Below are 23575 nucleotides of genomic sequence, written 5' to 3' on the forward strand. Positions count from 1 at the left end.
TTAGTGAGTTAAGTGTTGGTACTTTCTAATCGCACTACGACGGGTCAATCGGCGACCCGGATGCTCAGGGTGTTAGCCATTCGGTTCCCCACCCCGGCACTCTGGTTCACCTGAATCACTCCCCGGCTGCCGGTGAAGGCCTGGTCGCTGGTAACGACCTGGCGGCTGCCTTGCTGAGAGCCAGATGCTCCTGAGTTTGGTAACAGCGCAACGTTCTGCTGTGAGAGCGCGCTGTCGTCGACGCTTTGCGGATTGGCGCTGATGCTGATCCGCAAGGCATTGACCATTTGGTTATTGGCCCCGGAGGACTGGTTCACGCCCAGTGCGCCGTTGCCGTTGCTGAAAGAGTTGCCACCGATGGTGCTGCTGGCGTTGACCGAGCGATCGGCTGGCGTGGTGATTTTCTGGGTCACGCTGGTGCTGGCATTGGCATTGGTGCCGATGGCGATGGCCCGCACGTTGGTTTGCTGTTGCTGGTCGCCGGCAGCCTGGTTGATGTTGAAGTTGCCGGTATAGCCCGCCCCGGAGTTGCTCAGGGTCGCGGTGTCCTGGGTCTGGCCGCCGCTATCGGCCATGGCCGAGGCGCAGCCGAGCAGGGCGAGGAGGATCAGCGAATGTCTCATCTCAGTGGCCTCCGATATTGCTCAAGGGCGCCATGCCGGAGCTGATGGAGCGACTGATCGAGCCGGAGATCGAAGCGCCGGAACCACCACCGTGGCCGGCGGTCATGCCGGGTAAGCCGTCCGGATTGGTCACCACATTCAGCCCGGCGACACCGGTGCCGTTGGGTGTCACGGTGCGGTGGATCAATGAGCCGCTGCTGACCCCGGCGAACTCGTTGTCGCTCATCTCGCTATTGAGCGTGCCAGAGACCAACCCGGATGGATTGGCGTTGACCGTGGTGGGGTTGGGGTCGAGCTGCATAGGGCGACCGATAGCGGTGGGGTGTACTTCGCGCTCAAGGACGATCTCGCCATTGCCTGCCGCCAGAGCCGGGAGGCAGTGCACCGCGCTGATGGTGCAACCGATCAGCAGTAGGCGGGTGAAACGAGTATTCAGATTCCCCACGGCGGCATTCCTTCTTCTCAGTGCTGGCCCTAGTCAGCGTTGGGAGGAAGAGAGCAGAAGCCGTGCCGCTTTTGATTTTTATAAAAAAATCAATGGCTTGGGATGGCTAAGGGGAGTGCGTCGGCGTGACTGTTTCAGGAATGAGACAAGTTCCTCCGGCGGCCATTGGCCATGGCTGGGGGAATGCTCTGGAACAGGGGTTGCTGCGGGGTTGTATCAGTGGCTTAACAGTTTCCCCGGCAGCACGCGCTACCCCGGGAAATAGCGGCCTGATGGCCAGGGAAGTGTTTCAGCAATGGACACTTGCGGCCTTCAGGCATGCTCCCCAGTCAAGCCTCCAGCAGTTGCCGGACCTGTTCGAAAGCCTGGTGCCGACGCGCCTGCCAATCGCCGCGAATGACTCGATAAGGCTGCTGGTGCTGCTCCAGCCACTGCCGCGTGGCCTCGAAGAAGACCAGGCGTTCAGCCAGTTGCGGTTGGCAGCGTTGGCCATCGTCGCTCCAGGCGACATCCTCCGGGGAGAGCAGCAGGTGCAGGTCGTAGTGACGGGCCAACAGTTGCGGCTCAAGCCAGTCTGGGACGTCGCCGAATAGGGTCTGGCTCCACAGCAGGTTGCTCAGCAAATGGGTGTCGAGAATCAGCAGGGCGGGCCGTTGTGCCCGCGCCTGATCTTCCCAGGCCAATTGCCCGCGGGCGATCTCGGGGATGTCCGAGAAGCAGGTGTCACGGCGCTGCTGCTCGATGAAGTGCCGTACATACTCACCCACCAGGACACCGCCGAAGTGGGCTTGCAGCTCGGCCGCGAGCCAGCTTTTGCCACTGGATTCGGGGCCGGTCAGGACCAGCACCTTCATGATTGCAGGGCCGGGTCGGCCCGCCAGGCGCGCCAGCCCTGGAGTGCAATCAGGGTGAACAGCGCATAAAGGGCTGCGGTCAGGTACAGCTCTTTGTAGATGAACAGGCCGACGAAGATCACATCCACGGCCACCCACAACGGCCAGCATTGCACGCGTTTCTGCGCCATCCACCATTGCGCCACCAGACTGAAGCCGGTCAGGGCAGCGTCCAACCAGGGTTGCGCGGCGTCGGTCCAGTGGGCCATGGCCGCACCCAGCAACAGGCTGCCCAGTGCCCCAAGGGCCAGCCCCTGGAGCAGCGCCGGGCCCTGCAACTGGCTGACCGGACGGCCCTGATGCTGTTCACCTCCGCGGGTCCACTGCCACCAGCCATAGAGTTGCAGCACCGCATAGACCACCTGCAGCAGCATGTCGGAATAGAGTTTGACCTCGTAGAAGATCCAGCTGTAGAGCAGCACCATGACCAGGCCGATGGGCCAGCACCAGGGGTTCTGCTTGACCGTTAGCCAGACGGCGATAACGCCGAGGGCAGCGGCAAACAGTTCAAGCCCGGACATGGCGATTCCTTGGGGGAAATAGAGGAGGGGGCGGATTGTACCCAGACTGGGCCCCGGGCGTTAGCCCGGGACCCTTGGCTCAGACGCGGAACTGCCGGAGCAGGCCATTGAGCTGCTCGGACAGCTCCTTGAGATGACGGCTGGCGACACTGGAGTGCTGGGCCGCCAACGCGGTGCCCTGGGACAGTCCCGCGGCCTGACTGACATTGTGATTGATGTCCTCCACCACATGGGCCTGCTGCATGGTGGCGCTGGCAATCGACGCGTTCAAACCATTGAGGGTGCGCAGGGCCTGGCCGATGGCATTGAGGCTGGCGCCGGCAAGCCCGGCCTGTTCGATGGTCAATTGCGAGGCGCGGCTGCTGTCGCCGATGACCTTGACCGCGGCTTCCGAGTGGTTCTGCAGGCGTTCGATCATGCCCTGGATTTCTGCGGTGGATTGCTGGGTCCGCTGGGCCAGCAGGCGCACCTCATCGGCCACCACGGCAAAGCCGCGGCCCTGTTCTCCGGCGCGCGCCGCTTCGATGGCAGCATTCAAGGCCAGTAGGTTGGTCTGTTCGGCAATCGAGCGGATCACTTCCAGTACCGTGCCGATCTGGGTGCTTTCCGTCGCCAGGGTGCGAATCACTTCCACTGCCTGGTTGATGGTCGCTGACAACTGCTCGATCTGTTGCAGGCTGCCGTCGATATTGACCTGCCCCTGCTGGGCCTGGGCCTCGGCTTCGCGAACCTCACTGGCGGCATGCTCGGCGTTCTTCGCCACGTCCTGGACCCCGCTGGTGACCTGGCTGATGGCAGCGGCCACCTGTTCCATTTGCTGGGATTGCTGCTGGCTGCGCTCCTGAGCCTCGGAGGCATTGCTGCCCAGCTCGTTGGAGGACTGCTCGAGGGCACCAGCGCTGGTTTGCAGTTGTGTCACCACCCCACGCAATTTGGCGGTAAAGCCGTTGAAGTGCCGGGCCAGTTCGGTGACTTCATCCTGGCCGTGGGTGTCGAGGCTGCGGGTCAGGTCGCTTTCGCCGCTGGCAATATTGGCCATGGCGTGCACGGTTTCCCGCAGCGGACTGACGATACTGCGCACGATCAACACCACCAGCCCAGCCATCAGCAGGGCAATCACCAGGCCGACGGAGGAGGCGCGCAGGACCTGGGCATAGAACTCCTCCTGCAGGTCATCGATGTACACCCCGGAACCGATGATCCAGCCCCAGGGTTGGAACAGCTGGATATAGGAGGTTTTCTGCACCGGCTGCTCGGCCCCGGGCTTGGGCCAGCGATAGTCCACCATGCCGGCGCCCTTGGCCTTGGCCAGGCTGACCATCTGGTTGAACACTTCGAAACCGTCCGGATCCTTGACGGCCGCCAGGTTCTGCCCGTCGAGCTTGGGGTTGGCCGGGTGCATGATCATCACCGGCGTCAGGTCGTTGATCCAGAAATAGTCGCTCTGGTTATAGCGCAGCCCGCGAATCACCTGCAGCGCCTGCTGTTGCGCCTGCTCGCGGTTCAGGCTGCCGGCGGTTTCCAGGCCATGGTAGTAATTCAGCACGCCAGCAGCGGTCTGTACCACATGCTGGGTTTTCTGTGCCTTGGCCTGGTACAGGTCGCCATGAATCTGCTGCAGCATCATCACGCCCAGGGTCACCAGGGTCAGTACGGCGACGATCAGGATCAGCCACAGGCGCTGACTGATGGACATCTTGCGTAAGCTATTCATCATCCGGTCACTCCAGATTCTTGTTCTTGTCATAAAAGGCCGCGAGCATCCAAGCATGCCTGCCTCTGAGCGCCAACCCTACGGAAGTCCAATAACATCGCGGCGCGTTTTGCGCCTGTCTGCTAGGATTTCGGCGGCTTCGCGCAAAACCTCAATCTTTCTGAAATTTTCAGAGGATTTTCATGGGCTTGTGTTTAGCTTACAGGCACCGAAATCTCGGTGGCGCTCGACGCAGTGAACGCTTTGACTACTTAAAAAGAGGCATGCCAGGAGCATAGCCTCATGGGGGATGGATGGATCTTTGGACCGCCGCACAAGCATTGATACTCGGGATTGTCGAAGGCCTGACCGAGTTTTTACCCATCAGCAGCACCGGGCACCAGATTATCGTGGCCGACTTGCTGAATTTCGGTGGCGAGCGGGCGATAGCCTTCAACATCATCATTCAATTGGGCGCGATCCTGGCCGTAGTCTGGGAGTTCCGGCGCAAGATCCTCGAGGTGGTGAGCGGCCTGGCGACCCAGCCGAAGGCCCGGCGCTTCACCGTCAACCTGCTGATCGCCTTTTTCCCGGCGGTGGTGCTGGGGGTGATTTTTGCCGACCTGATCCATGCCTACCTGTTCAATCCCATCACTGTGGCCACGGCCCTGGTGATCGGCGGCATCATCATGCTCTGGGCCGAGCGCCGGCAGCATCAGGTGCATGCCGAGAGCGTGGATGAAATTACCTGGAAAGATGCGCTCAAGGTCGGTTGTGCCCAATGCCTGGCGATGATCCCAGGCACCTCGCGCTCCGGCTCGACGATTATCGGCGGGTTGTTGTTCGGCCTGTCACGCAAGACGGCCACCGAGTTCTCGTTCTTCCTGGCAATGCCGACCATGGTCGGTGCTGCGGTGTACTCCGGCTACAAATACCGGCACCTGTTCCAGCCCGATGATTTCCCGGTGTTCGCCATAGGGTTTGTCACCGCCTTCATCTTCGCCATGATCGCCGTCAAGGGCCTGCTGAAATTCATCGCCAGCCACAGCTATGCGGCGTTCGCCTGGTACCGCATCGCCTTCGGCCTGTTGATCCTGGCGACCTGGCAGTTCGGCTGGATCGACTGGGCGGCGGCCAAGTCATGACGGCCTCGCGTGGTGATTCGCGCTCTGGCAACGGCGTGCGCATCCAGCATCCACGGGCCAAGCTGCTGGCGTTTGTGCTGTTGTGCGGGCTGCCGCTGTTTGGCTCATTGTCCCTGTGGTGGCGGGGGATCTCGCTGATTCCCCTGGCCGCCTATGGCGTGGTCAGCCTGCTGACGTTCCTGGTGTATTGGCACGACAAGCGCCGAGCCCGGGTCGAGGGTCAGAGAGTCCCGGAGAATGTCCTGCACGCACTGGAGCTGGCCGGTGGCTGGCCCGGTGCCTTGCTGGCGCAGCAACTGCTGCGCCACAAGACCCGCAAGGTGTCCTACCAGGCTCTGTTCTGGTTGATCGTGGCGCTGCATCAGGTGTACTGGATCGACCGGCTGTTCCTGGAGAACAGCCTGCTGACGCTGCTCTAGAGCAAGAGGCCGGTCTGGACCCGCTTGGGCAACTTGCTTGCCACCAGTTGGTGGGAGCGCTGCAGCAACGCCTTGAGTTCCTCGGCGCCCAGCGGGTAGGGCGTTTGCATGATGATCCAGTGCGCTCGGGCCAGATAGGGCGCCGGGGCGATGCCCGGCCGATCGACGTGACCGAGGAACAGTTGCTGATCGACCTTGAACGCCAGGGAGTCGCCCCGCAGGTTCTGCACGGCGAACATCTTGTTGCCGGCGATCGAGAAGACTCGTACGCCACCCCACTTGTAGTCTTCCCGCGCACCTGGCAGGGCCAGGCAGAATTGCGCCACTTGCTGCTCATTCAGGGTTCCGGCTTTCACAACAGTCGTTCTCCACAGCGTTCGAAGGATTCGCTCAGGTGTTCGATCCAGGCCCGTACGGCCGGCAACACCCCCCGGCGGTGAGGATACACCGCTTGCAGCCAGCCGCCGGGCAACGACCACTGCGGCAGTAGCTGGACCAACTGACCGCTGGCCAGTTCTTCCTCGCAATACAGCATCGGCAGCATGGTACAGCCCAGGCCGGCGAGGGCGCAGGCTCGACGGACAATGAAATCGTCGATACCCAGGCGTGCCTCCAGGGCCAGCTCACAGGCGTTGCCTTGTTGGTCCAGCAGGCGCAAGTGCACCAGGCGATCGGCTTCCAGTGCGCCAAGTATCGGCAGGCGCCGCAGGTCCTCGGGATGCTCCACCGGGTTGTCCCGCAGGAACGCGGGAGTGGCGACCATCGCCGTCTGTGCCGGACGCAGGCGACGGCTCACCAGCAGCGGATCCTCATCGCCCTGTTCGCGTACCCGCAGGGCCACATCGATGCCTTCGTTGATCAGGTCGACGCGGCGGTTGAGCAGCAGCATCTCCAATTGCACCTGCGGGTACTTCTCCAGGAAGGAACTCACCAGGGGTGTCATCAACTCATGGGCCAGGCCTACCGGGCTCGACACTCGCAGACGACCCCGGGGTTCACTGGCCATGCTGGCCACGGCTTCGTCGGCCATTTCCGCTTCCAGCAGCATTGCCTGGCAGTGGCGCAAGTAACGCTCGCCTACGGCGGTCAGCTTCAATTGGCGGGTGGTGCGTTGCAGCAGTCGCGCCTTCAGGCGCTCCTCCAGTTCGGCAATGCGCCGCGAAAGGCGCGACTTGGGAATGCCCAGGAGGCGCCCGGCCGCGGCAAAGCCACCGGCTTCGACCACTTTGGCGAAGTAATACAGGTCGTTGAGGTCTTGCATGGGAGTAGGGCTCTATTGTCCTGCTGATAGGACGAACTATCGCATTTATGCTGACTAATCAGCTATTGGTTTCACCTGTAGGATTGCCAGCATCCGATCGCTCAGTGGCGGTCCTCACTTGGAGATTCCTGATGAAACTGTTGCATATCGATTCGAGCATTCTTGGTGACAACTCGGCCTCCCGCCAGCTGAGCCACACCGTGGTTGAAGCCTGGAAGGCCGCGCAGCCGGGCGCCGTGGTGACCTACCGTGACCTGGCCGGCGATGCGATCAATCATTTTTCCGCCGCCACCCTGGTAGCTGCCGGCACCGCCGCCGAACTGCGTGATGCTGCACAAAAGCACGAGGCCGAACTCAGCGCCCAGACCCTGGCCGAGTTCCTCGATGCCGATGCGGTGGTCTTGGCTGCGCCGATGTACAACTTCACCATCCCGACCCAGCTCAAGGCCTGGATCGACCGCATCGCCGTCGCTGGCCAGACCTTCCGTTACACCGAAGCCGGTCCCGAAGGCCTGTGCGGTGGCAAAAAGCTGATCGTGGTCTCCACCTCCGGTGGATTGCACGCCGGTCAAGCCACCGGTGTTGCCCATGAGGACTACCTGAAAGTGCTGTTCGGCTTCCTCGGCATCACCGATATCGAATTCGTTCGTGCCCACGGCCTGGCCTACGGTGAAGAGATGCGCAGCAAAGCCATGAATGACGCTCAGGTGCAGATCAGCGAACAGCTCTTCGCTGCCGCGTAATACTTGTGTAAAGACGCTTCCAGACGCGGTAAGCACCACTAAACTCTGTACTCTGCTCACTGTTTTAAGTGAGCAGGGTGCGGAGTTTTTTTATTGGTGTTTTTCAGTGTTTCTGGCCCAGGTTATGCAGAGCAGGGAGTAATGCCCCCTTTCTGTGCATCCATGGTGACAGGCCGTTACCGCTTCAAGGCCTTGGCGGCAAGGGATGGCTGGGGGAAAGCGCTTTCTCGATCCAGCAGCAAAGGTGGGCGAGTGATGAAACGTCTTTGTGCAATGTTACTGATTTGCCTGCTCAGCAGCCTGATTTCAGTGCAGGCCGCACCTGCGCCACACCCGCACTGGAGCGTCGGTTTCCATGAGATGAGCTTTCTCGATCCCCTGGACTTGCAACCGATGCGCGCAATTGCGTTCTATCCGTCCACCGGCATCGAACATGCCAGTAATCTCGAGGGTTATCAGATCGCCGCGTCCCGGGATGCGAAGATCGCCATCGGCCGTTTCCCGATGCTGATGCTGTCCCATGGCAACACCGGCACGCCGCTGGCCCTGCACGACCTGGCCACGTCCCTGGCACGTAAAGGTTTTGTCGTGGTGGCGGTGATTCACCCCGGGGACAATTCCAAGGATCACAGCCGCCTGGGGACCTTGAGCAACCTCTATGGGCGGCCGATCCAGATCTCCGAAGCCATTACCGCAACCCTGGGCGACCCGATGCTGTCACCTTTTGTCGACGCCGATCAGGTGGGGGTGATCGGTTACTCCGCCGGTGGCGAGACAGCCTTGATCCTCTCCGGGGCCATGCCGGACTTGGGCCGGCTGCGGCGCTACTGCCAGGAGCGTCCCGATGACGGCGATGCCTGCAATACCCGGGGCGAACTGATTGTCGACCGCGACGACTTGCAGCCAGTAGCCGATCCACGGGTGCATGCGCTGATGCTGATGGCGCCCCTGAGCTTGAAGTTCGGCCGTCATACCCTGGCCGGGGTGCATGTGCCGGTGCTGCTGTACAGCGGTGATGGTGACAAGCTGGTGGCCCTGGACAAGAACGCCGCCGCCCTGGCGCGCAAGCTGCCGGTGGCGCCGGACTTCAAGTTGCTGGCCGGTGCCGGGCACTTTGTGTTCATGGCGCCGTGCACCGCTGAGCAAATGGCCGCCATGCCGGCCCTGTGCACCGATGCCGATGGCGTCGACCGCGAGGACATTCACCGCAACCTGATTTCCGAAGCTGGAAAGTTCTTCGCCCATACCCTGAGCAGGCCGAGCCGGGCAGGGATGCAGACCGCGGATCAGTGACTCAGGCGCCGGCCCGGCGCTTGAGCAGCAAGGTCAGCCCCAGGCCGCTGACCGAGAGCAGAGCGGCGCCGAAGAAGATCCAGGAATACCCCAGGTTCAGCGCTACCGCACCCATCAACGGGCCGGCGATCGCCAGCGCCAGATCGAAAAACACCGCATAGGCACTCAAGCCGGCGCCGCGGCTGCTACTGGGCACCTGCTTGATGGCTTCCACCCCCAGTGCCGGGTAGACCAGCGACAGGCCGAACCCGGTAAGCCCGGCGCCGATCAGTGCCCAGGCAGTGGAGGGTGCGAGCCAGAGCAGGATCAGCCCCAGGGTCTCGATGCACATGCAGGCAATCGCCGAGGAAAACCCCCCAAAACGGCTGATGCAGGAGATGAACAGCAACCGCGAGAAGATAAAGCACACCCCGAATACCGTCAGGCAATAAGCGGCGCCAGTCCAGCCGCGGCTCAGGTAGAACAGGGTAATGAAGGTGGTCAGGGTGCCGTAGCCGATGGAGGCCAGGCTCAAGCTGGCACCGAAGGGCGCGATGCGCCCGAACACCGCCCAGAACGGCAAGCGCTCACCGCGAATCACCGGCACCGAGGGTTTGTTGCGGATCAGTATCAGGGCCAGTAGCGCCAGGCTCGACAGGGCGATGCCGAGGCTAGCAAAACCGTATTGCTCGACCATCACCACCCCAAGCGGTGCACCGATCGCGATGGCGCCGTAGGAGGCGATACCGTTCCAGGAAATCGATCGTGCAGTATGTTCGGCACCGACCTGGCCCATGCACCAGCTGATGGTGCCGACTCCGATCAATCCCTGGGCCACGCCCAACAGCACACGGCCCCCGAGCAGGATGCTCAGGCTCAGCAGTGGCAGGCTTTCCAGCAGCCCGGAAACCAGTGTCAGCACACCGCTGAGCAGGATCCCCAAGAGCCCGTAGATGATCGAGCGCTTGGTGCCCACCGTGTCCGACATGCGCCCGGCCATGGGCCGGCTGAGCAGGGTCGCCAGGTACTGGGAACCGATGGTCAACCCCGCGACTACTGCACTGAAGCCCAATTGCCCGTGCACATACCCCGGCAACACGGCAATCGGCAGGCCGATGCAGATAAAGGCGATAAAGGTATAGAAGACGATGGAGACGATCTGCAGGGTGATCGCCATGGAACTTTGAGCGGGCGTTTGTGGCTCGGGCATGAAGGCTCGTTCGCGGGCGGCGGTTAGAGAGATGCATCATCGCGTGCCATGAAAATAAAAGGAAGCAGGCTAACGATCTATTCCCTGTCGGCCCGGCAGTGGCAATTGCCCGATGCCGTGCGAGGTTGAGAAACCTGCAAGCCAGCTCTTGCCGCCAGTGACGGCGATGACCGATGTACAAGGTTCAGGGGGAGGACCGCGCATACGAAAAAGCCCCGTCACACTGGACGGGGCTTTTCCCTTGACGCTTGTAGCTTGAAACGTGCCGCTGCTTTTAGAACACCACACCCTGGCTGCGCAGGTAGTCGTCGTAGGTGCCGCTGAAGTCGATCACGCCACTTGGGCTCAGCTCGATGATGCGGGTGGCCAGGGACGATACGAACTCACGGTCGTGGCTGACGAAGATCAGCGTGCCCGGGTAGTTTTCCAGCGCCAGGTTCAACGCCTCGATGGATTCCATGTCCAAGTGGTTGGTCGGTTCGTCCATCACCAGTACGTTGGGCTTTTGCAGGATCAGCTTGCCGAACAGCATGCGCCCTTGCTCACCACCGGAAATCACCTTGACCGACTTGAGGATCTCGTCGTTGGAGAACAGCATGCGGCCCAGGGTGCCGCGAACCACTTGTTCGCCTTCCTTGGTCCAGCGGCCCATCCAGTCGAACAGGTTGGATTCGTCTTCGAAGTCCGAAGCGTGGTCCTGGGCGTAGTAGCCGACCTCGGCCGCGTCGGTCCATTTCACGGTGCCTGCGTCCGGGGTCAGTTCGTTGACCAGGGTGCGCAGCAGGGTGGTCTTGCCGATACCGTTCGGGCCGATGATCGCTACGCGCTCGCCAGCTTCAACCTGGAAGCTGAAGTCCTTGAACAGCGGCTTGCCGTCAAAGCCTTTGGCCATGCGATCGACGATGACCGCCTGGCGGTGCAGCTTCTTGGTCTGGTCAAAGCGGATAAACGGACTGACGCGGCTCGACGGCTTGACTTCGGCCAGCTGGATCTTGTCGATCGCCTTGGCGCGGGAAGTGGCCTGCTTGGCTTTCGAGGCGTTGGCCGAGAAGCGGCTGACGAACGATTGCAGCTCGGAGATCTGGGCTTTCTTCTTGGCGTTGTCCGACAGCAACTGCTCGCGGGACTGGGTCGCCATGGTCATGTATTCGTCGTAGTTGCCCGGGAACAGGCGCAGCTCGCCGTAGTCCAGGTCAGCCATGTGGGTGCAGACGCTGTTCAGGAAGTGACGGTCGTGAGAGATGATGATCATCAAGCTCGAACGTTGGGTGAGGATGTTTTCCAGCCAGCGGATGGTGTTGATGTCCAGGTGGTTGGTTGGCTCGTCGAGCAGCAACACTTCCGGATCGGAAAACAGCGCCTGGGCCAGCAATACGCGCAGTTTCCAGCCTGGCGACACTTCGCTCATCGGGCCGTTGTGCTGCTCGATGCCGATACCCAGGCCCAGCAGCAACTCACCGGCGCGGGATTCGGCGGTGTAGCCGTCCATTTCAGCGAAGTCGGTTTCCAGTTCAGCAACGGCCATGCCGTCGGCCTCGGTCATTTCCGCCAGCGAGTAGATGCGATCGCGCTCGGCCTTGACCTTCCACAGCTCTTCGTGACCCATGATCACGGTGTCGAGTACGCTGAATTCTTCGTAAGCGAACTGGTCCTGGCGCAGTTTGCCCAGGCGCACGTTCGGCTCCAGCATGACTTGGCCGCCCGACGGATCGAGGTCGCCACCGAGGATTTTCATGAAGGTCGACTTGCCGCAACCGTTGGCGCCAATCAGGCCGTAACGGTTGCCACCGTTGAACTTGACCGAAACGTTCTCGAACAACGGCTTGGCGCCGAACTGCATGGTGATGTTAGCTGTGGAGATCAATTACTTACCTACCAATGATTTAGCGCTGGGCCGAATCCACAGAGCGCGATCTGGAGCCTTCCAGGTCGGGCCGGTCTGGGTGTGGAACTGAGCCAGCGGGCGTACGTCGAGCGCAACATTCCGGCATCGAGGCCAGGTTGCCGAGCAAAAGGTGCGGGGTGCATGTTGGAATTTGTGCGCATTGTCGCATATGTAAACGAGCAGTTGTATGACGCTCTGGCAGGGAATTTAGCTCGGATGGCCGATACTCGATCCGCCGCTGGCCACGGCCCTGGTGTTCAGCAGCCGCTGCATGAACTGCTGCAAGTGCAGCGCAGCCTCGACAGGCGCGGCCTGGAGCAGGCAATGAGGCGCGTCGATGGCCACGACTCGGGCATCCTGGCGCAGGTGCAGGACCAGGGCCGAAGCAGAGGAAGGCACCAGGCGATCGCGACGGGCGCGCAGGTACAGCAGCGGCAGCTCCAAGGTGGCCAGGGCCTGGCGTACATCCACCGCGATCACCGCCTGCAGCCGGGCCTGCAACACCTGCGGCTGCACCTGGGCAATCGCGGCGGCCAGCGCTGTGCGCAAAGTTGGCGTGGAAAAACCACCCAGCAGCAGGGCGTCCATCGGCCAGAAAGGTAGGCGCTGCAGCGGCAGGAACTTGAGTAGCGGGCTCAGGGGCGCCAATCCGGGCCGTGGATTGCAGACAAAGCTGCTGCAGAGCACCAGCCCCATCAACCCGCTCGGGCACTTGGCGGCAACACTCACCGCTACCGGGCCGGAAAAGGATTCGCCCAACAGGACAAAAGGCCGATCCGTCGGTAATTGCGCCATCACCCGGGCGATCAGGGCCGGGTAATCCAGGGGCTGATCGCTGGGGTAGCGCACGATCTGTACCGGCCAAGCCGGGTCCAGGGCTTGTAGCAAGGGCTCGAACAGGCTGCCGGTGCCGTCCATGCCCGGTAGCAGGATCAGGGTCGGGCTCAGTGTTAAGTCCATCGGTTCTGCGATCCTTGCCGGGGAGAGGGGGAGGTCAGCGGCGTGCAGGATACCCCGGTAATCACGGCCAACACAGCTGGCCAGTACGGGGTAGAGCCGTCGAGCGACTTCCATTGAGCTGAATCAAAGCCTGGCGCAATACACGCATATTCCTACAGAAGCACCACAGCTTTTCACAAATTTGAGTTAACCATTGGTTACAAACTGTGGCTAAAATGCCAGCAGACGGCCAGACGCCGAGGGTCGGGTCGGCGACGAAGACCGTAGCCGATTACGTTTTTTTCAACGCAGACGCTGCCACTTGCCTTTGGCCCTCCGGGCTTTCAGGGGCGCAGCATGTTCTCTTCTGACGTGTGACATTTCCGTGAAACTCATCATTGCCGCTGTATACGTTCTATCCATTGCCTACGTACACCTGCGGGGGCGCGTGCGCCATAAACTGGGTCGCCAACTGAGTGATCACTCAACCTTTCTGGCCCCCATCAACTGCTTCCTCTATCTGTTTTCCAAGCACCCCAACCGGCCTTATCTGGATCCAGCCGACTTCCCCGAAATGAGCACGCTGCAAGAGCACTGGGAAGAGATCCGCGCCGAGGGGCAGAGCCTGTTGCAGGCCGGTGAGATCAAACGCTCCGACCAGTACAACGATGTGGGTTTCAACTCATTCTTCAAGACCGGCTGGAAACGCTTCTACCTGAAGTGGTACGGCGACAGCCATCCTTCAGCGATGAAGCTGTGCCCGCGTACTACCGAACTGGTGCAGAGCATCGGTTCGATCAAGGCGGCGATGTTCGCCGAGTTGCCACCGGGCTCCAGACTGGTGCGTCACCGCGACCCGTATGCCGGCTCCTACCGCTACCACCTGGGGTTGTCCACGCCCAATGACGAAGGCTGCTTCATCGAGGTCGATGGCGAGCGCTATCACTGGCGTGACGGCGAAGCGGTGATGTTCGACGAGACCTATATCCACTACGCGGAAAACACCACGCAGCAGAACCGCATCATTTTGTTCTGCGACGTCGAGCGGCCGATGAAGTATCGCTGGGCTGCGGCATTCAACGGCTGGTTCAGCCGTACCGTGATGTCCGCTGCAGGTGCACCCAATGACGCCGGTGACAAGACCGGGGGGCTCAATCGCGCCTTCACCAAGCTGTACAAGATTCGCCTGCGGGGCAAGGAACTGAAGAAGCGCAATCGCACTCGTTACTACCTGGAAAAGTGGGCGATCTTCGCGGCGCTGCTGTTGTTGTTCATCTATATCTGACACTGCCAGTGTCGCGGCTTTCTCGTTGGTTCCTGCGGTTGCAGGAACTGGCTTGCCAATGATGGCTGCGCGGGGGCGATGCAAGCCTTGAGGGCCTGTTCGCCGGCAAGCCGCCCGCCATGGCAAAGAGCCCCGTGGACTGCACACCTGGCTCCTTGCAGATACCGGGTGTTACATGTTCTGAAGGATTATTTAATTAACAAAGCCGAACCCTGGGCGTAGCGTGGAATCGTATTCGATACCCCGTCACGCCTCAGGAGGCTTGTCATGAACAGTCTGGTTCGCGGCTTAGCGGCCATCATCGCGTTGGGTTCGGCCACCGGCGCAGCCTGGGCCGCTACCCCTGGAGCGCTCCCGCCCAGCCAGCTCCCCAGCACCTTGCAGCTGGCACAAAATCTGCCCAACAGCGGCAACAACGATCCTTACAGCAACCCGATTCGCCGAGCCAATCCCAACAGCATGCAGGGCACCCAGCCCAGCAACCCGGGTATTCGGGGCCCCGGTACGGCCCCGATCAGCCGACCACCGACCTTGGAAAATGGCGGCATCGGCAACGGCTACCCACGCGGCGGCGTCCAGCCACCAGCCCCCGATCCCCGGGTGCACAACCCTCGAGACGACGACAGCAACCGGCGCTGAGGCGCTTGCGTGGGAAGCTAGCAGCGGCCTCGTACACGGTTGCCAGGGAATCTCTTGATCGATAAAAGGAAGCGAACATGCTGGGTAAAACTCTCTTCGCCACCTTGTGCGCCAGCATTGTGCTGGGCAGCACCGTGCCGGCTTCGGCCGCCAGCTCCCAGTCGTATCCCAGTGAGCAGGGCAGCGTGCGCCTGACACCGCTGGTACACGGCTTGAACCATCCCTGGGCCCTGGCTTTCCTGCCGGATCGTCAAGGCATGCTGGTCACCGAACGGCCAGGGAACCTGCGCCTGGTCAGCCCGCAAGGCCAGCTTTCGGCGCCCTTGAGCGGGGTACCGCAAGTCTGGGCCAATGGTCAGGGCGGCTTGCTGGATGTGGTGTTGTCACCGGACTTCAAACAGGATCGCATGGTCTATCTGTCCTACGCCGAAGGCGGTGGCGCAGGGGGCACCGCCGGCACCGCGGTGGGGCGCGGCCGGCTGGCCGAGGACCTGAGCGGGCTCAAGGACTTCCAGGTGATCTTCCGCCAGGAGCCGAAGCTGTCCACGGGCAACCACTTCGGTTCACGCTTGGTGTTCGACCGTGATGGCTACCTGTTCATTACCCTGGGGGAAAACAACGACCGGCCTACCGCCCAGGACCTGGACAAGCTCCAGGGCAAGATTGTGCGCCTGTACCCGGACGGTCGGGTACCGGAGGACAACCCCTTTGTCGGGCAGCCCGGGGTGCGCCCGGAGATTTGGAGCTATGGCCATCGCAACCCCCAGGGAGCGGCGCTCAACCCCTGGAATGGCACCTTGTGGGAGAACGAGCACGGGCCCAAGGGCGGTGACGAGATCAACATCATCGAACGTGGCAAGAACTACGGCTGGCCCCAGGCGACCCACGGCATCGACTATTCCGGCCAGCCAATTCCCGAGGCCGGCGGCCAGACTGCACCGGGCAGCGTGGCACCGCACCATGTCTGGGAGAAATCCCCCGGCATCAGCGGCATGGCGTTCTATGCCGGTGAGCGCTTCAAGCCCTGGCAGCACAACGTCTTCATTGGCGCCCTGGCCAGCCGCGAGCTGATCCGCCTGCAGTTCGATGGCGATCGGGTCGAGCATGAAGAGCGTCTGCTAGGCGACCTCAAGGCGCGTATTCGTGACGTGCGCCAGGGGCCGGACGGCTACCTCTATATCCTCACCGACGAAGACCAGGGGGTGCTGTACAAGGTCGGCCTGGAATAACCCGTCCTGCAGGAGCCGGCTTGCACGGGAGCTGAGCTGCCAGCGAAGGTGTCGACGAGGAGGCTGCAGCGCTGCGCTCCTCTTCGCCGGCAAGCCGGCATCCTACGATGGGCGCGGCGTTACGCTGAGGATTACGGCGGCTCGCAGCTTGCTGCTGCCAAAGCTGCACATCTTGTCGAACTCGCCGTGGCTCACCGGCAGGTGCTGGCAGTCCATCGGCTGCCGGTGTTGGCTGTGATCGACATCCGGATCATGCAAGTAGACGAATTCCTCGTCGCAGTCGGTCACTATCACCCAGTGCGGCGCCTTGGAGCGGGTCAGGCGGTAGCTGCTGATCAGTACCAGGGGCTGGCCGCCCTGCGCCAATAACCTCGGCAAGTCCAGCGGACCGCCCAGCACCTGCTGCACCTCGCTGGCATCCAATTCCTTGCAGAACTCGTCGTGGACCAGGCGCATGACGTCCTTTTTATGCTCGTCGCGCACGCCGTTGAGAAACAGCGGCCCGGCGCTGTTGACCTGCAGACGCACGGCAAAGCCACGGCGCCAGGCGGACAGGGCCAGTCCCTGGGGGCTGCAGCCGCCATGCCCGGCGGTCATGAATACGGTGGTGGCTTCACGCCAGATCTGCAGTTCTTCGCGGCGCTCCAGCGGCCTTGATGGTTGCAGTGCAGCCATGGCCATCAACAGGCAGGCCGGACCGCAGGTGAAGTCGGTGGTCTGCTGGTAGTACGGCACGCGGATACTGCGGGTCTCGCGGTGCTCAAGGATGCGTTTCTCCAGGCGCAGGGCATCGGCATGGTCCTCGTAGTAGTCGTGGATCCGGGCGAAACGCCGATAACCATGGCGCTCGTACAAGGCGATTGCCGCCGGGTTGTCGCTGCGCACTTCAAGCCGCAGGTAAGCGCAGTCATGGGCCAGGGCACAGGCTTCGATCCGTTGCAGCAGGCGTTTGCCCAGGCCCAGGCCCCGGGCGTCCTCGGCAATGGCGATGGAGTACAGGCGCGCCAGTGAGGTGCCACGATGAAACAGCACCAGGGCATAACCCAACAAGCGCTTCTGGTGTTCGGCCACCAGCAATTGCCCGTGGGCGCGGTTGATCATCCACTGGAAGCTGCGTGGCGTCAGCCGGTCGCTGGTGAAGCATTGCTGTTCCAGGCTCACCAAAGCCGGCAGGTCGGCTGGGGTTGCAGTGCGAAAGACAAGATCCATATAACCGCCGTAAAAGTTGCGTAACGGAACGAGACTTCGGAAAAAGTTCGTGCTTAATAGAAAGGGTCAGGTTCTTCAGCGAGAGCGAACTTTATGTCAGCGGTACAAGGTCATTGGCGAGAAGTATCCGAGCAAAGTTTGCCGGCGACAATCACTTCGACAGGTTATTTTACTCAAGTCGATAAGATTTCCAGCCAGGTCATCATCATTGTCGAGCGCAAGGAAGACTGGGCCTCCTACTTCCCCAGCGAAGACATGCTCACCGCCCAGGAATACCTCGAGCAAAGCCGCGAAAGCGAGCCGGGGAAAAGGCTTCAAGTGATCAACCTGTGCCGCAGCTACAAGTACCTGGGGCACGGCTACTACTGCTCGCTGCTGGCGGAAGCCCGGGGTCACCGGGTGATTCCAACGGTGCGGACGATCAGTGAACTGACCCGCAAGGCGCTCTACGGACTGGCCTTGGACGATCTGGATAAAACCCTGGAAAAAGCCCTGAGCAATCACCTGTACAGCGATACCGAAGGGTTTACCCTGACGCTCTATTTCGGCAAGACGCATATCGAGCCGCTGCAAGAATTGGCTCGCCAATTGTTTGAACTGTTCCCTTGCCCAATTTTGCTAGTTGATTTCAAACGAACTAACAGTTGGCACATCGAAGGTGTAAAGTTTGGTGCGCTGCATAAGTTGCGCGAAGACCAGGAAGATCAATTCGCCAACTCCCTGGACAGTTTCAGTCGCAAGGTCTGGCGTGTTCCGCGCTCCAAGCGGCTGGCACGTTATGACCTGGCGATACTCCACGATCCCCAGGAAGCGCTGCCACCCTCAAACGCCAGGGCACTGGAGAGTTTTATCCGGGTGGGCAAGGGCCTGGGGATCGATGTCGAGCTGATCGAGAAGAAGGATTACTCTCGCCTGGCCGAATACGACGCCTTGCTGATCCGCGAAACCACCAGCGTCGACAACCACACCTACCGCTTTGCCAAGAAAGCCGAAAGCGAAGGGTTGGTGGTGATGGACGACCCCGCATCGATCCTGCGCTGCACCAACAAGGTCTACCTCAGCGACCTGCTCAAGGGGCATCAGTTGGCCATGCCCGCCACCGAAATCCTCTACAAGGAGCGACCGGAAGACTTCGAACGGGTCGGCGAGCGCCTGGGCTTTCCGCTGGTGCTGAAGATTCCAGACGGTTGTTTCTCCCGCGGGGTGATCAAGGTTGAAAGCCAGCAGGCGCTGCTCGAGGCGACTGCCGAACTGTTCGAACATTCGGTGCTGCTGCTGGCCCAGGAGTTTTTCTACACCGAGTACGACTGGCGTATTGGCGTGCTCAACCGCAAGCCGATCTTTGCCTGCCAGTACTTCATGTCCAAGGGCCACTGGCAGATCTACAACCACAAGGCCAAGGGCCAGGACATCAACGGCGAGTGCCGTACCCTGGCGATCCACGAAGCACCGCGAGCGGTGGTGGAACTGGCAGTGAAGACCGCCAACCTGATCGGCGACGGCCTGTACGGAGTCGACCTCAAGCAGTCCGGCGACAAGGTGGTGGTGATCGAGGTCAACGACAACCCCAACCTCGATGCCGGCATCGAAGACGCCTACCTGCAGGACGATCTGTACTCCCTGGTGCTGGAGGAGTTCGTCCGCCGCCTGGAGCTCAAGCGCCGCGGCCAGGCCTGGTGAGGTGGCGTCGACCCACGGATATCCACCAGCCTCTGGCGGCGTGCAGGCGGTGCCTCGGCTGGCGGACACTGGCTGTGCCTCTGCGGATCGACAGTGCCACGAACGTGCGGAGTTTATTGCGCCTGCAGGGTCAGCACCTCAAAGCCGTCCCGGGTCACCGCCACGGTGTGTTCCCACTGGGCGGAGAGCCCGTTGTCGCGGGTAACCACGGTCCAGCCGTCCTTGAGTCCACGCACCCGGGCGCTGCCCTGGTTGAGCATCGGCTCGATGGTGAAGACCATGCCTTCACGCAACTCCAGGCCCGTGCCGGGCCGCCCGAAATGCAGGACCTGCGGTTCTTCATGCATCTGCCGGCCAATGCCGTGGCCGCAGTATTCGCGGACCACGCTGTAGCCTTTGGTTTCGGCCAGGGATTGGATGGCATGGCCGATGTCGCCCAGCCGGGCCCCCGGGCGCACCACCTTGATTGCCGCCCACAGGGCCTCGAACGTGGTGTCCACCAGGCGCCTGGCCTTGGGCCCGACGTTGCCGATCAGGTACATCTTGCTGGAGTCGGCGATGTAGCCGTTCTTCTCCAGGGTGATGTCGATATTGATGATGTCGCCGTCCTTGAGCAGCGCCTTGGGGTGGGGCATGCCGTGGCACACCACCTCGTTGATCGAGGTGTTGATGCAGTAGGGGTAGTTGTATTGGCCCTTGCTCGCCGGGCGCGCCTTGAGCTCATGACGGATCAGCTGTTCCACCGCGCTGTCCAGTTCCATGGTGGACAGGCCAGGGGCGACAAAGCCGTCGAGAAAGGTGAACACCTGGGCCAGCAGGCGCCCGGCTTCGCGCATCAGCGCCAGTTGCTCCGGGGTCTTGATCAGAGCCTGAGTCATGGGCGACCCCGGAGCAGATCAGGCTTGTTCAGCAGCAACCCATTGATCAGGTCGTTATAGGCCAGGTGCGGATTGAGCTCGGCCAAGAGGCCAATCTTCATCCAGAACTCGGCCTGGGCGTTGATTGAGCGATCCATCGCGGCACTGGCCACACGGATCTGCTCGTGCAGTTCATCGGAGATCTTGACGATGCCCATGTTGATTGCGGCTCTCTTGAGGAAATATACGAAGCATATATGTTTCGTATATGCCGGCTCAAGTGGCAAGCTTCACGCAGCAACAGAAAAACCCGTTGCCTGGTGCTTGCAGCCGCCATCCGGATTGGTTAATTTCCAGCCATGAGTTTTCCATCCTTGCGTTCCCAGCCAAGCATTATTACCGCCATTCCTTATTGGCGGGCTTGCTGACGACTGCACCCAACCCGCCCTGGAGGCGGGTTTTTTCTCTCTGTCTCCCGGGCTTTGAACACCGCCAGGAGATCCACCATGAGTCCACTCAGTCGTTTTGCCAGCATGGCCCCACCCAGCGCCGACATGGCCTTGCTGGCGCGCTATGTGAAGATGATTCTTGCCGCGCCGGTGTATGACCTGGCGATCTGCACGCCCCTGCAGGTGGCACCGGCGCTGTCGCAACGGTTGGGCAACCAGGTCTTGCTCAAGCGCGAAGACCTGCAGCCGACCTTTTCCTTCAAGATCCGCGGTGCCTACAACCGCCTGGCACAGCTTGGTGATGAGCAAAGACAACGCGGAGTGATCACCGCGTCCGCTGGCAATCACGCACAGGGAGTGGCCTTGGCGGCGCGTGAACTGGGCATCAAGGCGACCATCGTGATGCCCGCCAGCACTCCCGGGCTCAAGGTGTTGGGCGTGCGCAGCCGAGGCGCCGAGGCGATCCTGCATGGCGAAAGCTTCCCCTTTGCCCTGGCCCATGCCCTGAGCCTTGCGCAGAGCTCGGGCGGGACTTTCGTCTCTCCTTTTGACGATCCGCTGGTGATTGCCGGGCAAGGCACCGTGGCCATGGAGATCCTGCGTCAGCAGCAGGGAGCGCTGGACGCGATCTTCGTCCCGGTGGGCGGTGGCGGGCTGATCGCCGGGATTGCCGCCTACGTCAAATACCTGCGGCCAGAGGTCCGTATCATTGGCGTCGAATCCGAGCACTCCAATTGCCTGCAGCAAGCGCTGGCGGCCGGGGAGCGGGTGATCTTGCCGACAGTGGGCACCTTTGCCGACGGCGTTGCGGTGGCGCAGATCGGCGAGCATGGTTTCGAGATCTGCCGGCACCACGTGGACCAGGTGATCAGCGTCAGCAATGACCAACTGTGTGCTGCGATCAAGGACATCTACGATGACACCCGCTCGATCACCGAGCCTTCGGGAGCGTTGGCGGTGGCCGGAATCAAGGAGTACGTGGCGCAAAGCGGGGCCACTGGGCAGACCTTGGTGGCCATCGACTCGGGAGCCAACATCAACTTCGACAGCCTGCGCCATGTGGTCGAGCGTGCGGCGCTGTGCCCCCCCTTGTAGCCGGCGCTCGGCTTGCCGGCTGCGACGGGCCTCAGGACAACAGGGGGCGCATGAAGCTGCGCTCGTAGTTGAGGATGAACTTCTTCTCCACCACCGAGGCCACCAGGGCCACGCTTTCGGCATCGGTCAAGGCCGCCTGGCGATAGGCTTCGTAATCTGCCAGTGACGCAAAGCTGAACAGGCAGTAGGCAATATTGCTGGCGCCCTCGGATGGCAGGAAATAACCATGGTGAGTGCCGCCCAAGCGCCGGACGACCGCGATCCAGGCCTTGGAATAGGCTTCGAACTCGGCCAACTGGTAAGGATCGATCACATATTTGACGTGGCAAGTAATCAAGGACAGTGCTCCTGGTAATGACGGCGGATTATTCCTGACGGGCGGGCTCGACCTTGTCGCTGGCGCTCCACAGGCGATAGCGCACCTCGACGTCCTTGGGGGCATAGATCACGATGGGCAGTTTGCTGTTGTAGCGCAGGACAAAGCCTTCACCGATCACTGCTACGAAATCCTTGCGGGTCTTGCCGTCGGGGCAGGCCATCAGCGTGCTCATAGGCCCGCTGACTTTTTCCAGGCGGTAGTAGGGGTAGCCCCAGCCTTCGAGGTTCTTCTCTTCCAGGTTGCCACCCAGGCGCTGCTGGTTGCAGTCCACGGTGAGGATCTTGCCGGCGAGGATCTCGACCTTGTAGCGATCTTCATGGGGCTGTTTGGGCAGGTGGATTACCTGGCGGGTGAAGCCGTCTTCGGCCTTGGGGTAGGGCGCGGTGTCTTCAAGCTTGGCGGCCAAGGCCGACACCGACAGGATCGAAAGCACAATTGCAGTGGAAAGGGGGATCAGACGCATAACGCCTCCTGGCTTGTTGAGCAGGGCATCCAGCCGTTTGGCTGGAGCCGAAGGTTAAACCCAACCCGGGCATTCTGCAGGGCGCGAAAGCGCCCATGCAAACCCGCCTATATCACCGGATATGTTGCAAGGTGGTCAAGGCTGTTTCTTGCACCTGGTATGGCTCGGAATTGCCAAGGCGTTGATTTGACAGGCGGCGACGCAACGTCGATCCAGGCACGCTTCCTGCTCCAGAACGTTCAGACCGCGCTGAGCAAGGCCCTGAAAATCACCGTTTGCAGGCAGATAGAGGGAGCCGGCTGCGGCCTTTGCCGGCGATCGCCGATTCAGGTCCAAAAGCCCGGTACTCAGAGCGAAATCGAATTTAGCAAGGGCGTAAAAGCGGCTTAGTCTGTGACTTGGCTCTGTCTGCAAGGACTATCAGGACCGAGCCGGATCACTACCGAACACGGACGTCAGTGCTGTGAAGCTGTTTGCCAATTGATTGGCCGTCTCGAAAAAAGGAGAGAGTCGCCATGTTTTTATCTACCCTGGAACTGCGCAACATCATTGAAAGCAGTTTCCTGCCCAAACGTTGCCAATGCACCCTGAGCCCTGACCTGTCGATGACAGTGAAAGTCTTCGGTGACCATGAGACCGACCGGGTCGACCTGGTGGTGACCGGCATCGACGCCGCGCACCTCAATGGCTGCCGTGAAATCAATGAACTGATTGCTGAATTACGTTACGACCTGGCCCACAACCCGGGGCATGTCACGGCCCTCAAACGGGCTCATTGAGGGTGCCACCATGGCGAGGGAAGCGCTTCCCTCGCCAGACTCAATACTGCACTTCGTGCCTCAATTCTGATTGCTGCAGGCGTCCGACAGCTTGCGGTAGGTGATCTCCTCGGGCTTGCCGGCATTGTCGATGTACTTCATGTCGGCGGTGATCACTTTGCAATCCTGGGTTTCAGGTTCGCTCATCGAGATCACCTTGGCCACGTGCACAGGCATTCCATAGTGATAGGGCACAGCTGTGGTGCTGTCCGCCTGGGCCAGGCCGCTGGCGGCACTGAGCAGCAGGACAGCGGTCAAGCCGATACGCAGGTTCATGGCGCTTCTCCTCTACAGACTGAACGTCAGTTCAGCGCCCATCAGGCGTAGAACTTGCCGCGCAGCGCATCAGAAAGATCTGAGTTAGCGCGGTCGAGGACACTGTTGACCTGCAGGATTAACCGCCGATTAAGTCAGTAGGGAGCT

At 61.3% G+C, this 23575-nt stretch carries 25 protein-coding genes and 1 pseudogene; 10 read left to right on the forward strand and 16 right to left on the reverse strand.

Translation table 11 applies throughout. The features are described from left to right. Nucleotides 1–44: 44 nt before the first annotated feature. From GV818_RS04870 to GV818_RS04890, 5 genes are all read right to left on the reverse strand, one after another. Nucleotides 45–623 (reverse strand): adhesin, encoded by a 579-nt coding sequence (locus GV818_RS04870; RefSeq protein ID WP_161775930.1) that lies wholly within the window; start codon nucleotides 621–623, stop codon nucleotides 45–47. Between the two features lies 1 nt (nucleotide 624). Beyond that, the gene (locus GV818_RS04875; RefSeq protein ID WP_161775931.1) at nucleotides 625–1068 is read right to left on the reverse strand and encodes a hypothetical protein; all 444 of its coding nucleotides are present in this window, start codon (nucleotides 1066–1068) and stop codon (nucleotides 625–627) included. A gap of 329 nt (nucleotides 1069–1397) precedes the next feature. Beyond that, nucleotides 1398–1922 carry an AAA family ATPase gene (locus GV818_RS04880; RefSeq protein ID WP_161775932.1) on the reverse strand — a complete coding sequence of 175 codons (525 nt, stop codon included), beginning with the start codon at nucleotides 1920–1922 and terminating at the stop codon, nucleotides 1398–1400. Continuing rightward, on the reverse strand, nucleotides 1919–2482 hold the full coding sequence (gene pnuC / locus GV818_RS04885; RefSeq protein ID WP_161754858.1) for a nicotinamide riboside transporter PnuC: 564 nt from the start codon (nucleotides 2480–2482) through the stop codon (nucleotides 1919–1921). The genes GV818_RS04880 and pnuC overlap by 4 nt, the downstream gene beginning before the upstream one ends. A 79-nt stretch (nucleotides 2483–2561) precedes the next feature. Then, nucleotides 2562–4196, reverse strand: a complete 1635-nt coding sequence (locus GV818_RS04890) for a methyl-accepting chemotaxis protein (RefSeq protein WP_161755281.1) — start codon at nucleotides 4194–4196, stop codon at nucleotides 2562–2564. Between the two features lie 293 nt (nucleotides 4197–4489). On the opposite strand from GV818_RS04890, the gene GV818_RS04895 reads away from it, so the two are divergent. Both GV818_RS04895 and GV818_RS04900 read left to right on the forward strand, forming a co-directional pair. Further along, nucleotides 4490–5320, forward strand: coding sequence for an undecaprenyl-diphosphate phosphatase (locus GV818_RS04895; protein WP_161754856.1), 831 nt, complete (start codon nucleotides 4490–4492; stop codon nucleotides 5318–5320). Further along, a complete protein-coding gene (locus GV818_RS04900) occupies nucleotides 5317–5739 on the forward strand; it encodes a DUF1294 domain-containing protein (RefSeq protein ID WP_161754855.1) in 423 nt (140 codons plus the stop codon). Before GV818_RS04895 ends, GV818_RS04900 begins: the two co-directional genes overlap by 4 nt. On the opposite strand, the gene GV818_RS04905 is transcribed toward GV818_RS04900, so the two are convergent. Both GV818_RS04905 and GV818_RS04910 read right to left on the reverse strand, forming a co-directional pair. Next, nucleotides 5736–6080 carry an MmcQ/YjbR family DNA-binding protein gene (locus tag GV818_RS04905; protein ID WP_178124731.1) on the reverse strand — a complete coding sequence of 115 codons (345 nt, stop codon included), beginning with the start codon at nucleotides 6078–6080 and terminating at the stop codon, nucleotides 5736–5738. The genes GV818_RS04900 and GV818_RS04905 overlap by 4 nt on opposite strands. A gap of 11 nt (nucleotides 6081–6091) precedes the next feature. Then, nucleotides 6092–7000 carry a LysR substrate-binding domain-containing protein gene (locus GV818_RS04910; protein WP_161754851.1) on the reverse strand — a complete coding sequence of 303 codons (909 nt, stop codon included), beginning with the start codon at nucleotides 6998–7000 and terminating at the stop codon, nucleotides 6092–6094. Nucleotides 7001–7131: 131 nt separating this feature from the next. Between GV818_RS04910 and GV818_RS04915 the strand changes: the two genes are divergently transcribed. Further along, nucleotides 7132–7743, forward strand: a complete 612-nt coding sequence (locus GV818_RS04915) for an FMN-dependent NADH-azoreductase (RefSeq protein ID WP_161754849.1) — start codon at nucleotides 7132–7134, stop codon at nucleotides 7741–7743. A 255-nt stretch (nucleotides 7744–7998) separates the two neighbouring features. Next, nucleotides 7999–9036 (forward strand): alpha/beta hydrolase family protein, encoded by a 1038-nt coding sequence (locus GV818_RS04920; RefSeq protein WP_161754847.1) that lies wholly within the window; start codon nucleotides 7999–8001, stop codon nucleotides 9034–9036. A 1-nt stretch (nucleotide 9037) separates the two neighbouring features. Here GV818_RS04920 and GV818_RS04925 read toward each other — a convergent pair whose 3' ends face one another. The 3 genes from GV818_RS04925 to GV818_RS04935 form a co-directional block, all read right to left on the reverse strand. Beyond that, nucleotides 9038–10225, reverse strand: coding sequence for an MFS transporter (locus GV818_RS04925; protein ID WP_161775933.1), 1188 nt, complete (start codon nucleotides 10223–10225; stop codon nucleotides 9038–9040). A 274-nt stretch (nucleotides 10226–10499) separates the two neighbouring features. Continuing rightward, a complete protein-coding gene (locus GV818_RS04930) occupies nucleotides 10500–12089 on the reverse strand; it encodes an ABC-F family ATPase (protein ID WP_161754843.1) in 1590 nt (529 codons plus the stop codon). A gap of 228 nt (nucleotides 12090–12317) precedes the next feature. Further along, entirely contained in the window at nucleotides 12318–13070 is a 753-nt protein-coding gene (locus tag GV818_RS04935; RefSeq protein ID WP_161775934.1) for an alpha/beta fold hydrolase, read from the reverse strand. A gap of 364 nt (nucleotides 13071–13434) precedes the next feature. On the opposite strand from GV818_RS04935, the gene lpxO reads away from it, so the two are divergent. From lpxO to GV818_RS04950, 3 genes are all read left to right on the forward strand, one after another. Then, nucleotides 13435–14334 carry a lipid A hydroxylase LpxO gene (gene lpxO / locus GV818_RS04940; RefSeq protein WP_161754839.1) on the forward strand — a complete coding sequence of 300 codons (900 nt, stop codon included), beginning with the start codon at nucleotides 13435–13437 and terminating at the stop codon, nucleotides 14332–14334. A 267-nt stretch (nucleotides 14335–14601) separates the two neighbouring features. Beyond that, nucleotides 14602–14973 (forward strand): hypothetical protein, encoded by a 372-nt coding sequence (locus tag GV818_RS04945; protein ID WP_161775935.1) that lies wholly within the window; start codon nucleotides 14602–14604, stop codon nucleotides 14971–14973. A 77-nt stretch (nucleotides 14974–15050) separates the two neighbouring features. After that, nucleotides 15051–16202 (forward strand): PQQ-dependent sugar dehydrogenase, encoded by a 1152-nt coding sequence (locus GV818_RS04950; protein WP_161775936.1) that lies wholly within the window; start codon nucleotides 15051–15053, stop codon nucleotides 16200–16202. 102 nt (nucleotides 16203–16304) lie between these two features. Here the strand turns inward: GV818_RS04950 and rimI are convergent, their stop codons facing one another. Further along, nucleotides 16305–17411: a ribosomal protein S18-alanine N-acetyltransferase gene (gene rimI, locus GV818_RS04955; RefSeq protein WP_161775937.1), complete on the reverse strand. Its 1107-nt coding sequence runs from the start codon at nucleotides 17409–17411 to the stop codon at nucleotides 16305–16307. 93 nt (nucleotides 17412–17504) lie between these two features. Here rimI and GV818_RS04960 point away from each other — a divergent pair, with 93 nt between their 5' ends. Continuing rightward, complete coding sequence (locus GV818_RS04960) at nucleotides 17505–19091, forward strand: RimK family protein (protein ID WP_161754831.1); 1587 nt, start codon at nucleotides 17505–17507, stop codon at nucleotides 19089–19091. A 113-nt stretch (nucleotides 19092–19204) separates the two neighbouring features. Here the strand turns inward: GV818_RS04960 and map are convergent, their stop codons facing one another. Next, a complete protein-coding gene (gene map / locus GV818_RS04965) occupies nucleotides 19205–19969 on the reverse strand; it encodes a type I methionyl aminopeptidase (RefSeq protein ID WP_161775938.1) in 765 nt (254 codons plus the stop codon). Then, on the reverse strand, nucleotides 19966–20166 hold the full coding sequence (locus GV818_RS04970) for a ParD-like family protein (RefSeq protein WP_161754827.1): 201 nt from the start codon (nucleotides 20164–20166) through the stop codon (nucleotides 19966–19968). The genes map and GV818_RS04970 overlap by 4 nt, the downstream gene beginning before the upstream one ends. A gap of 315 nt (nucleotides 20167–20481) precedes the next feature. Here GV818_RS04970 and ilvA point away from each other — a divergent pair. After that, a pseudogene (gene ilvA, locus GV818_RS04975) lies at nucleotides 20482–21477 on the forward strand (threonine ammonia-lyase, biosynthetic); the annotation flags it as partial. 46 nt (nucleotides 21478–21523) lie between these two features. On the opposite strand, the gene GV818_RS04980 reads toward ilvA, so the two are convergent. Both GV818_RS04980 and eco read right to left on the reverse strand, forming a co-directional pair. After that, nucleotides 21524–21829 (reverse strand): NIPSNAP family protein, encoded by a 306-nt coding sequence (locus GV818_RS04980; protein ID WP_161754822.1) that lies wholly within the window; start codon nucleotides 21827–21829, stop codon nucleotides 21524–21526. Nucleotides 21830–21857: 28 nt separating this feature from the next. Then, nucleotides 21858–22334: a serine protease inhibitor ecotin gene (gene eco / locus GV818_RS04985; protein ID WP_161754820.1), complete on the reverse strand. Its 477-nt coding sequence runs from the start codon at nucleotides 22332–22334 to the stop codon at nucleotides 21858–21860. 515 nt (nucleotides 22335–22849) lie between these two features. On the opposite strand from eco, the gene GV818_RS04990 reads away from it, so the two are divergent. Then, complete coding sequence (locus GV818_RS04990; protein ID WP_161754818.1) at nucleotides 22850–23113, forward strand: DUF1652 domain-containing protein; 264 nt, start codon at nucleotides 22850–22852, stop codon at nucleotides 23111–23113. A 60-nt stretch (nucleotides 23114–23173) separates the two neighbouring features. Here GV818_RS04990 and GV818_RS04995 read toward each other — a convergent pair whose 3' ends face one another. After that, nucleotides 23174–23428: a DUF2790 domain-containing protein gene (locus GV818_RS04995; protein ID WP_161754817.1), complete on the reverse strand. Its 255-nt coding sequence runs from the start codon at nucleotides 23426–23428 to the stop codon at nucleotides 23174–23176. Nucleotides 23429–23575: the final 147 nt, after the last annotated feature.

It is taken from the genome of Pseudomonas sp. Fl4BN1 (assembly GCF_009908285.1).
Lineage (GTDB): Bacteria > Pseudomonadota > Gammaproteobacteria > Pseudomonadales > Pseudomonadaceae > Aquipseudomonas.

Coding starts and splice junctions, on each gene's coding strand:
- GV818_RS04880 (WP_161775932.1), bottom strand. CDS start 1,922: ATGAAGGTGCTGGTCCTGACCGGCCCCGAATCCAGTGGCAAAAGCTGG.
- rimI (WP_161775937.1), bottom strand. CDS start 17,411: ATGGATCTTGTCTTTCGCACTGCAACCCCAGCCGACCTGCCGGCTTTG.
- GV818_RS04995 (WP_161754817.1), bottom strand. CDS start 23,428: ATGAACCTGCGTATCGGCTTGACCGCTGTCCTGCTGCTCAGTGCCGCC.
- GV818_RS04935 (WP_161775934.1), bottom strand. CDS start 13,070: ATGGACTTAACACTGAGCCCGACCCTGATCCTGCTACCGGGCATGGAC.
- GV818_RS04870 (WP_161775930.1), bottom strand. CDS start 623: ATGAGACATTCGCTGATCCTCCTCGCCCTGCTCGGCTGCGCCTCGGCC.
- GV818_RS04915 (WP_161754849.1), top strand. CDS start 7,132: ATGAAACTGTTGCATATCGATTCGAGCATTCTTGGTGACAACTCGGCC.
- GV818_RS04990 (WP_161754818.1), top strand. CDS start 22,850: ATGTTTTTATCTACCCTGGAACTGCGCAACATCATTGAAAGCAGTTTC.
- GV818_RS04890 (WP_161755281.1), bottom strand. CDS start 4,196: ATGAATAGCTTACGCAAGATGTCCATCAGTCAGCGCCTGTGGCTGATC.
- GV818_RS04950 (WP_161775936.1), top strand. CDS start 15,051: ATGCTGGGTAAAACTCTCTTCGCCACCTTGTGCGCCAGCATTGTGCTG.
- GV818_RS04960 (WP_161754831.1), top strand. CDS start 17,505: ATGTCAGCGGTACAAGGTCATTGGCGAGAAGTATCCGAGCAAAGTTTG.
- pnuC (WP_161754858.1), bottom strand. CDS start 2,482: ATGTCCGGGCTTGAACTGTTTGCCGCTGCCCTCGGCGTTATCGCCGTC.
- eco (WP_161754820.1), bottom strand. CDS start 22,334: ATGCGTCTGATCCCCCTTTCCACTGCAATTGTGCTTTCGATCCTGTCG.
- GV818_RS04895 (WP_161754856.1), top strand. CDS start 4,490: ATGGATCTTTGGACCGCCGCACAAGCATTGATACTCGGGATTGTCGAA.
- GV818_RS04970 (WP_161754827.1), bottom strand. CDS start 20,166: ATGGGCATCGTCAAGATCTCCGATGAACTGCACGAGCAGATCCGTGTG.
- GV818_RS04920 (WP_161754847.1), top strand. CDS start 7,999: ATGAAACGTCTTTGTGCAATGTTACTGATTTGCCTGCTCAGCAGCCTG.
- GV818_RS04900 (WP_161754855.1), top strand. CDS start 5,317: ATGACGGCCTCGCGTGGTGATTCGCGCTCTGGCAACGGCGTGCGCATC.
- map (WP_161775938.1), bottom strand. CDS start 19,969: ATGACTCAGGCTCTGATCAAGACCCCGGAGCAACTGGCGCTGATGCGC.
- GV818_RS04945 (WP_161775935.1), top strand. CDS start 14,602: ATGAACAGTCTGGTTCGCGGCTTAGCGGCCATCATCGCGTTGGGTTCG.
- GV818_RS04925 (WP_161775933.1), bottom strand. CDS start 10,225: ATGCCCGAGCCACAAACGCCCGCTCAAAGTTCCATGGCGATCACCCTG.
- GV818_RS04910 (WP_161754851.1), bottom strand. CDS start 7,000: ATGCAAGACCTCAACGACCTGTATTACTTCGCCAAAGTGGTCGAAGCC.